The sequence below is a fragment of the Kitasatospora sp. NPDC024654 genome, from assembly GCF_055559155.1.
Genome location: NZ_JBVHLF010000022.1, coordinates 45087 through 53699, shown reverse-complemented (window position 1 = coordinate 53699; position 8613 = coordinate 45087). Strand labels below are relative to the sequence as shown.

7 protein-coding genes are annotated in these 8613 nt (G+C 75.4%); 5 read left to right on the top strand and 2 right to left on the bottom strand.

Translation table 11 applies throughout. The features are described from left to right. The first annotated feature begins 352 nt into the window (after positions 1 to 352). Together ACZ38L_RS15905 and ACZ38L_RS15900 are read left to right on the top strand one after the other, a co-directional pair. Positions 353 to 1636 (top strand): glycosyltransferase, encoded by a 1284-nt coding sequence (locus ACZ38L_RS15905; RefSeq protein WP_465693278.1) that lies wholly within the window; start codon positions 353 to 355, stop codon positions 1634 to 1636. 360 nt (positions 1637 to 1996) lie between these two features. Beyond that, positions 1997 to 2824: an EamA family transporter gene (locus ACZ38L_RS15900; RefSeq protein ID WP_465693276.1), complete on the top strand. Its 828-nt coding sequence runs from the start codon at positions 1997 to 1999 to the stop codon at positions 2822 to 2824. A gap of 19 nt (positions 2825 to 2843) precedes the next feature. Here ACZ38L_RS15900 and ACZ38L_RS15895 read toward each other — a convergent pair whose 3' ends face one another. Then, complete coding sequence (locus ACZ38L_RS15895) at positions 2844 to 3803, bottom strand: class I SAM-dependent methyltransferase (RefSeq protein ID WP_465693274.1); 960 nt, start codon at positions 3801 to 3803, stop codon at positions 2844 to 2846. A gap of 279 nt (positions 3804 to 4082) precedes the next feature. Next, entirely contained in the window at positions 4083 to 4904 is an 822-nt protein-coding gene (locus ACZ38L_RS15890; RefSeq protein WP_465693272.1) for an amidase domain-containing protein, read from the bottom strand. Between the two features lie 842 nt (positions 4905 to 5746). On the opposite strand from ACZ38L_RS15890, the gene ACZ38L_RS15885 reads away from it, so the two are divergent. From ACZ38L_RS15885 to ACZ38L_RS15875, 3 genes are read left to right on the top strand one after another with little or no spacing between them, the layout of a single operon-like run. Beyond that, positions 5747 to 6040, top strand: a complete 294-nt coding sequence (locus ACZ38L_RS15885; protein ID WP_465693270.1) for a hypothetical protein — start codon at positions 5747 to 5749, stop codon at positions 6038 to 6040. 32 nt (positions 6041 to 6072) lie between these two features. After that, positions 6073 to 7410, top strand: coding sequence for an FAD-binding oxidoreductase (locus ACZ38L_RS15880; RefSeq protein ID WP_465693268.1), 1338 nt, complete (start codon positions 6073 to 6075; stop codon positions 7408 to 7410). Continuing rightward, positions 7404 to 8168: an SDR family NAD(P)-dependent oxidoreductase gene (locus ACZ38L_RS15875; protein WP_465693266.1), complete on the top strand. Its 765-nt coding sequence runs from the start codon at positions 7404 to 7406 to the stop codon at positions 8166 to 8168. Before ACZ38L_RS15880 ends, ACZ38L_RS15875 begins: the two co-directional genes overlap by 7 nt. The last annotated feature ends 445 nt before the right edge of the window (positions 8169 to 8613 follow it).

Sequence of the window (8613 nt, the reverse complement as noted above, 5' to 3'; positions counted from 1 at the left end):
TCCCCCTTCACCCCTCCCCCGCCAGGAGCACAAAAAAAAAAAAAAAAAAAACCCCCCCCCCCCCCCCCCCCCCCCCCCTCCCACCCCCCCCCCCCCCCCCCCCCCTCCCCCTCCCCCCCCCCCCCCCTCCCCCCCCCCCCCCCCCGGGCCCGTCCCCGCCGTCGGACCCGACGGTGGCGGGGCGGGTGGGGCTGGAGTTCACCGAGTTGCCGTGTAGTGCTCATCCGCGGCGGCTCGGCGGGGGCGTCGGGGTCTCCTAGGGTGCGGGGGAAGGCGCCGGCGGCCGGGTCGCGGGTGCTGGTGAGTCTCCGGCCGTGCGGAGGTCGGAATCCCCTCGTCGAGCGGAAGATCCATGCACGTTCTCCAGCAGGCCTCACCCCCCGACACCGCCGGATGCGCGCTGGAGCGGCCGCTCCGGGCGCTGGTGATCACCGGGAGCGTCGGTGCCGGCCACAACGGGGCCGCGTTCGAGCTGGTGCGCCGACTGCGGGCGCGCGGCGTCGAGGCGAGCTGCCGGGACTACCTCGACGCGCTGCCGCGCCGGTACCAGCGGCTGTTGCGGGACGGCTACGAGTTCAGCGCCGGGCGCACGCCACAGGTGTTCGACTGGCTGTTCCGCAGCGAGGAGCACGACTCGGTGGTGCGCTCGCTCACCCTGTACCTGTGCCGGCTGGCCGGCCGGGAGCTGGCGCGCTGGGTCGGCGAGGGCGCGGGTTACGACGTGGTGGTCACCACCTTCCCGTTCGCCGCGCAGAGCCTGGGGATGCTGAAGGAGGACGGCGCGCTGACCGCACCCGTGGTCTGCTACCTCACCGATCCCGCGCCGCACCGCCTCTGGGTGCACCCCCGGATCGACGCGCACCTGACCGTCACCCGGGCCACGGCCGCCGAGGGCAGCGCGCGCTACGGCGTGCCGATGGCGGTCGCCGGCCCGCTCACCCCCGCCGCGTTCGCCGAACCGGCCGACGCCGCCGCCCGGTCGGCGCTGCGCGCGGAGCTGGGCGTGCCGGCGGACCAGCGGATGGCGCTGCTGATGAGCGGCTCGCTGGGACTGGGAGACGTGCTGACCGGCGTCAACGCGCTGCGGGCGGCGGACGGCACGGTGCCCGTCGTGCTCTGTGGCCGAAACGAGCGTTTGCAGCAGCGGCTCGCCGGGCTGTCCGGCGTGGTGGCGCTCGGCTGGCGCACCGACGTGCCGGCGCTGATGGCCGCCGCCGACGTGCTCGTGCACAACGCGGGCGGGCTCTCGCTGACCGAGGCGATGGTCGCCGGACTGCCGGCGGTGAGCTACCAGGTGCTGTCCGGCCACGGGCGCGCGAACGCGGCCACCCTGGCTCGGGCCGGGCTCGCCCCCTGGCCGCGCGACTCCGCCCGGCTGGCCGAGGCGCTCGCCCGGCAGGCCGCCCGCGGCCGGGTCTACCTGCCGCCGCTGCCCGAGCACCAGCAGGCGGCGCAGGTGGTCACCGAGCTGGCGCGGCGGTGGCGCGAGGAGGGGCCGACCTTCTCGGCCACCCGTCGGGGCGGTGGCGTCCGGGTCGGGGCTCTTCGGGGGCGGCTGCGGCTGCGCCGGTCGTCCGTGGTCGCCGAGCCGGCCGCGAGTTCGGGGCGGGTGACCGGCGGACGACCAGGCGGGTGACCGGCGGACGACCGCCTGGCGGTCCGCCGGTCACCGCGGTGCGCGGCTGCGGCGTCCACATCGCGGTAACCGGTTTGCCGGGGAGGTGGTCCTTACGTCAGACTCGAGCGCATGTCCGTTTCCAGCCATTCCGAGCCCTTGGTCTCGGCGCCGACCGGCGCGCTCGCCGGGAGTGCCGAGGCCCTTGCCATGCCGCCGTCCGCCAAGGGCGAGCCGGCCGGTGAGCGCGGGAGCTGGCGACGACGCGCGGACGGCGCTGCCGCGGGAGGCCCCCCGCCCGGACCACCGTCCGGTCGAGGGATCGGACACCAGTTGCGGCGCCTGGGAAGCCTCCCGGCGCCGCTTCTGTGTGTGGTGGCCATGTGCACCCTCCAGGTCGGCATAGCGCTGAGCAAGCCGCTGTTCGGGCCGCTCGGCGTGGCCGGGGCGACCTTCCTACGCCTGGGTTTCGCCGCACTGCTGCTGCTCGCGCTCACCCGGCCGCGGCTGCGCGGGCGGGGCGTGCGCGACCTGGCGTCGGCGGTACTGCTCGGGATGGCCTCGGCCGGGATGACCCTGCTGTTCGCCGGCGCGGTGGACCGGCTGCCGATGGGGACGGCGGCGACCATCGAGTTCCTCGGACCGCTCTCGGTCGCGCTCGGGCTTTCCCGGCGGCTCAGCCAGCTGGCCTGGGCGCTGCTCGCGGGGACCGGGGTGATGCTGCTGACCCTGCTCGGCGAGGGGACCGGCGGGTCGCGGCTCGACCCGGTCGGGCTGGGGTTCGCCTTCGGCGCCGCGACCTGTTACGCCGGGTACATCCTGCTCACCAACAAGGTGGGCGCGGCGTTCGAGGGCTTCGAGGGCCTGGCGGTGTCGATCACCGTGGGCGCGCTGACGCTCGCCCCGTTCGGGCTCGGGCAGGCCTGGCACGGGCTGGCCGCCTCCTCCTCCCCCGCGAGCCTGCTGCTCGGTGTGGCCGGAGTGGCACTGCTGCTGCCGGTGATCCCGTACACGCTGGAGATGACCGCGCTGCGGCGGATGCCACAGCGGGTGTTCAGCGTGCTGGTCAGCCTGGAGCCGGCCGTCAGCGCCCTGGCCGGCCTGCTGGTTCTGGGTCAACTACTGGGCGGAGCACAGCTGTTGGGGATCGCCTGCGTGGTCGCGGCAAGTGTCGGCGCGACCCTGACCGACCGCCGGACGAACGCCTGACGGCCGGTCCTGGTCGGTCTCAGCCCTGGCGGTCCCGGGCGGCCTGACGGTGCTGGCGGACCGCCCGGGTGGCCACCGGCGGCAGCAGGTCGAGCGCCAGCCGGCGGGCCGTCGTCCGCACGGCCGAGCGCGGCCGGCGCTCGGTACGGGCGGGCTCGGGCAGCCGCGGCGGGGCCTCGGGCGGGCGGTCCCGCGGCGGCCGGCCGGCGGGCAGCAGCTTCGCGACACCGCGCCCGGAGAACCGCACCAGGCGCTGCCCGGCGATCACGTCGACGTCCAGGTAGCAGTTCTCGGCGTCGCCGTTGAGCCCCAGCAGCTCCTCCTGCAGCGGCTCGGGGTCGGCCCAGGTGCCGTAGAGCTTCTCCGGGGTGACGCAGAGCGGGTGCAGGTCGTGTTCGAAGACCGCCTCCCAGGTGGCGGCGGCCACACCGGGGGTGTGCGGGGAGCGGAAGTCGTCCAGCACCACGATGCCGTGCTCGGCCAGCACCTTGCCGGCGGTCCGGATGTCGAACGCGACATGCTCGTACAGGTGCGAGGCGTCGATGTGCACGAAACGACAGCTGCTCGTCGCGATCCGGCCGTCCGCGAGCACCGAGGTGGGCGCCTGGACGATGGTGGGCAGGGCCGGGTGGAACGCCAGGTAGTTGTGCTCGAAGGCGGCCCGGGTCAGGGTCTGCCGGTAGGACCTGGTCATCTCGGCGGCGTTGTCGCCGTCGGGCGCGTCGGAGTCGAAGAGGTCGCAGATCGTGAAGACCTCGCCCGGCTGGAGGTGGCGTCCCATCAGGATGGCGCTGCGCCCGAGGTAGCTGCCCAGCTCCAGCAGGTCACCGCGGAGCCCGGTGGCGGTCTGGCGCTTCAGCAGCCACCCGAAGAGCTGCTGGTCGAGCGGCCAGAACCAGCCGGGAACGTCGTCCAGGGTGCGGGGAAGGGGCAGCTGCGCAGGACGGGGGGACGCGGGACGGGGGTCGGTGGTGACCACGATGCCTCCTACGCGCGGGCGGTCCGGCGCCGCCGAGCACAGCCGGCACGGCTGGTAGGGGGAGACGGCGGACCGAGGTGGGCGTGATCCTCGTCACTTTCACTGTCCAGACGAGAATAGGATCATTTCCCCCGGAGCGCCCGTTCGGCCCAGCGCTCGGCCCGGCCCGATGCGATACCGATCGAGACGTCGACCCCGCCGACTTCCCGGGCCCGGGAGGGGAAGCGACACGGCGGGGCCCGGGGTGGGCCCCGCCGTGCGGGCGAGCGACGGCGCGGGTCAGACCTGCGGGCCGGCCGGGTCGCGCGGGATGTCGGTGGGCGCGGCCGGGGCGGTGGGCGCGGCCGGGGCGGCGGTGCGCGGCTGGGCCGGGCGGACCATCAGGTTCTCGGTGGCCGGTGCGGTGGCGGCGGCGCCGAAGCCGGTCAGCAGACCGAGCGGGTTGATCCGGACCAGGTGCGAGGGCGCGTAGAAGTGGTAGCCGTAGTCGAGCCGGGCCCGGTTGTGGGCGTCGACCAGCGGCTCCGAGGTCGCGGTGGCGGCGTGCGAGACCACGCCGGTGTGGCTCTTGGTGCCACCCGGGCCGGCGTAGGTGACCACGACGTCACCGGGGCGGGCCAGCTCGGGGTGGTCGCCGACGTCCTCGCCCAGGCCGCTGTCCATCAGGTAGTCGTACAGGTTGTGGTACTGCGGCAGGTCGCTGATCAGCAGCAGGTCGTAGGTCTTGCCGTTGGGCGCGGTGTAGTCGAAGTAGTCGGTCTGCGCGTCGTCCGGGCCCAGGCCGGGGACCAGGCCCGCGGCGGCCAGCGAGCGGGCCACGAACTCGGCGCACTGGTAGTTGTCCTGGTCGGCCCCGGAGGTGACCGGAGTGCTGTCGTTCCAGGCGGTCCAGTTCCAGTGGGCGGCGGCGTAGTCGACCTCGATGCCGCGCAGCACGTCGCCGGGGGACGGAATGTCGGCGTCGATCTGCGTCGACGTGCCGGTGGCGGCGCCGGTGGTGGTGTCGGCGAAGGCCTGGCCGGCAAGCGCGGGGACGCCGCCCACCACCAGGCTCGCGACCACGGCCGCACCGGCGATACCTCTGCGGATTCTCAGCGTCACTGCGATGTCTCCCTGGGTCCCACGGGTGGCGAGGGGGAACCTTTCGTCACCCGTGGGACCGCACCGGCCGACGGCCGTGCGGGCGCGCTGGCGCTCCCCCGGATGCCCTGAATCCCCCGTCCGGAAGCGGCCCGATACCGCTCCGGGGCCGGCCCCGAGCGGAACCGACGGGCGTCATCCTAACCACAGATGATCATCACGAAGATCCCGGTCCCACCCCGGCTGAGCTGTGCTGACGAGCAGGTGAACCCACCGTGACGGGGCGGTTCGCCGCTCGGCCCGGGACTCCCGAATGGCGCAACCGGCCCGGCGCGGGATGCCGCCCGTGAGCTTCCGTCAGGGAGCCGACAGCTTTGAGCCGTTGCCGCTCGCGGTCCCGCCCGGGCGGTGCGCGACCCGTCCTCGCGACGCTCGCGCGGTGTGGCCGAGCACGTCGCAGCGGGTGAGCATGGCCGGGTCAGCGACCCTTCGCGGGTGGCCCGGTCCCCTACCGGTGGACCGCGGCGCCGTGCGAGAACGCCCGCCCGCACGTGCGGCGGCGAGAGGGAGACAACGGCGTGACGGACAGTGACGTGACACCGTCTACGGGAACCGGGCCCGCGCCCGCGCGCGACGGCGAGGCCGTGCGCGACCGCGGGGCCGCGCCGTCGGCGCCCGCCGAGCGGGGGCGCGACCACCGCCTCGGACTAGTCGTGACCCTCCTGGGAACCGCGCGGCACAAGATGAACCCGCCGGAGGTCGGCGGTACCCCGAGCGTCCCGATCGGCCTGCCTGGGGCGGTTCCCGCCTCCGTGGCGGCCGGCGGGACTGGAGCGGGGCAGGGAGCGGCGAGCCCCGGCGTCATGCCGGTGATCCCTGCCCCGCTGACCACACCGGCCGGCTCGCCGCCGTCCGGTGAGGACGGTCGGCAGGTGCCCGGCGGCGTCCGCGGCGTGCCCGCCGCCCTGCGACCGGACGCGCAGCACACCTCGTACCCGGCCGCCTGGTCCGTGCCGACCTGCGGCCCGGGAGCGCTGCTGACGGCAATCGCCAAGCGCTGCGCGGAACTTGCCGGTCGGGGCCGGGGCGCCGCGCCCCGCCGCCGGTGCCACCGGACGGACGACGGACGGAGACCGGGAGGAGAGCGGACGAGCTGATCGGCGACGGCACAGGAGAGGAACCCGACGGCATGACCTCCACGGACCGCCTGCTCCAGGGCTGGGGCCGGACCACGACCGGACGTTCGCGGGTGCTCGGCCCGCTGGAGCCGGACGCGCTGCGCGCGCTGGTCGCCCGCCGACCGGAGGGCGGGTTGCTCGCCCGGGGCGCCGGGCGCAGCTACGGCGACGCCGCGCACAACACCGGCGGCCTGGTGCTGGCCCCCGCGATCTCGCCGCACATCGCGGTGGACCCGGCCGCCGGCACGGTCCGGGCCGCCGCCTCGACCACCTTCGCCCAGCTGCTCGCCGCGCTGGTGCCGCACGGTCTGCTGCTCCCGGTACTGCCCGGCACCAGCCGGCTGACCCTGGGCGGCGCCATCGCGGCCGATGTGCACGGCAGGAACCAGCGCACCGACGGCACCCTGGCCCGCTGGCTCGACTCCATCGAACTGCTCTGCAGTGATGGCGAGTTGCTGGAGATCAGGGCGGATCGCGACACGCCGGCCTTCGACGCCACGGTCGGCGGGATGGGCCTGACCGGGGTGATCACGGCCGCCACGCTGCGGCTGGTCCGGGTCCGCAGCGCGCTGGTCGAGGTCGGCTCGCACCGCGCGGCCGACCTGGACGCCGTGCTCGCCCTGCTCGACCCGGCACCGAACCGCTACGCGGTCGCCCGGGTGGACACCACGGCCGGCGGGCGGGCGCTCGGGCGCGGCATCGTCGACCTCGCCGACCACCGACCCGCCCCCGACCCGGCCGCCGAGCCGGACGGCCCGCGCTACGCATCACCGCGCGGCCCGCGGGCACCCCGGCTGCCGGTCGGCGTGGTCAGCCCGCTGACCGCGCGCGCCTTCAATGGGCTCTGGTACCACCGCGCGCCCCGCCAGGCCCAGACCCTGCAGGACCTGTCGACCTTCTTCCACCGGCTGGACGCCGTACGGGACTGGAACCGGGCGCTCGGGCCGGCCGGGTTCCTGCAGTACCAGTTCGTGGTGCCACCGGCGGCGCACGGCGTGGTCGCCGAGGTGTTGCAGGCGCTCCGCCGGGCCGGCGCCGCGCCGTTCCTGGGGACGCTGGAGCGCTTCGGCCCGGCGAGCGGCGGCCCGCTCTCGTTCCCGATGCCCGGCTGGTCGCTCGCGGTGGACATGCCGGCCGACAGCCCCGGGCTCGGCGGCGTGCTCGACGACCTCGACCAGCGGGTCGCGGAGGCCGGCGGGCGGGTCTACCTGGCCAAGGACGCCCGGCTGGGCCGGACCGCGTTCGAGGCGATGTACGGCTCGTTGGAGGAGTGGCGGTCGACCCGCGCGCGACTCGACCCGGCCGGGCTGATCCGGTCGGACCTGGGACGGAGACTGGGCCTGTGCTGAAGAAGACGAAGTTCCCCACCCCGCCGGGGCGCCCCGCGCGGATCCTCCTCCTCGGCGGGACCAGCGAGATCGGCCTGGAGATCCTGCTCGCCCTCCGGGCCCCGAGCGACACCGAGGTGGTCCTGGCCGGCCGGGACGAGCAGCGCACCACCCGAGCCGCCGCGGCGCTCCCCTACCGGGTGCGGACCAGCCACTTCGACGCCGTCGAAGTGGACACCCACCAGGCCATCGTGGACGAGCTGTTCGCCGACGGGCCGATCGACCTGGTGATCTCGGCGGCCGGGATCCTGGTCCCGCAGGAGCTCCTCGACGAGGACCCGCTGCAGGCCGCCCAGCTGCTCGACACCAACCTGACCGGCCAGGTGACCGCCCTGCTGGCCGCGGCCCGCCACCTGCGTGCCCAGGGCCACGGCACGGTCGTGATCCTCTCCGCGGTGGCCGCCGTCCGCCCGCGCCGCGCCAACTACGTCTACGGCGCGGCCAAGGCCGGCCTGGACGCCTTCGCCCGCGGCCTCTCCGACGCCCTGCACGGCAGTGGCGTCCGGGTCCTCCTGGTCCGCCCGGGCTTCGTGATCGGCCGGATGACGGCTGGCATGCCCCCGGCCCCGGCCGCCACCACACCCCCGGCGGTGGGCGCGGTCGTCGCCGCCGCCCTGTCCAGCACGGCATCGGTGGTCTGGATCCCCCGTCGCCTCGCCCTCCTGGCCCAGGCGCTGCGCCTGATCCCCCGCCCCCTCTGGCGCCGCCTGCGGCGCTGACCCGGACACCCCTCCTTGCTCGTCCGCACTCCCGGCACCGACGAATAGTGCGGGGAATGCGGGCGGATATCGGGGCGAAAGGCGAGCGCGGCAGATTCTCCCCGACCACGTACGCACGTACGCACCGGGCCGGCGCGGCCGGGCGGTGGGACGGGAGGAATGGCGTGACGCAGGATGCGGGGCCTCCGGTGGGGGCGAGGGGATTGCGGATCTGTGTGTTCTGCGGAGCCCGGTCCGGGGAGCGGGCCGGGATCACCGAGGCGGCCCGGGAGGTCGGGCGGCTGATCGGGGAGCGCGGGCACCGGTTGGTGTACGGCGGGGGCGGCTCCGGGCTGATGGGCGAGGTCGCCTGGGCCGCCGCCAAGAGCGGCGCGCCGATCACCGGGTACACCCCGCGCTTCCTCTACGAGCGTGAACTCGCCATCGCCGCACCGGATCGGGAGCT

Bases quoted from the DNA above. Each gene is read 5' to 3' on its own strand.
- ACZ38L_RS15905 (WP_465693278.1), top strand. From the start codon at position 353: ATGCACGTTCTCCAGCAGGCCTCACCCCCCGACACCGCCGGATGCGCG.
- ACZ38L_RS15900 (WP_465693276.1), top strand. From the start codon at position 1,997: ATGTGCACCCTCCAGGTCGGCATAGCGCTGAGCAAGCCGCTGTTCGGG.
- ACZ38L_RS15885 (WP_465693270.1), top strand. From the start codon at position 5,747: ATGCCGGTGATCCCTGCCCCGCTGACCACACCGGCCGGCTCGCCGCCG.
- ACZ38L_RS15880 (WP_465693268.1), top strand. From the start codon at position 6,073: ATGACCTCCACGGACCGCCTGCTCCAGGGCTGGGGCCGGACCACGACC.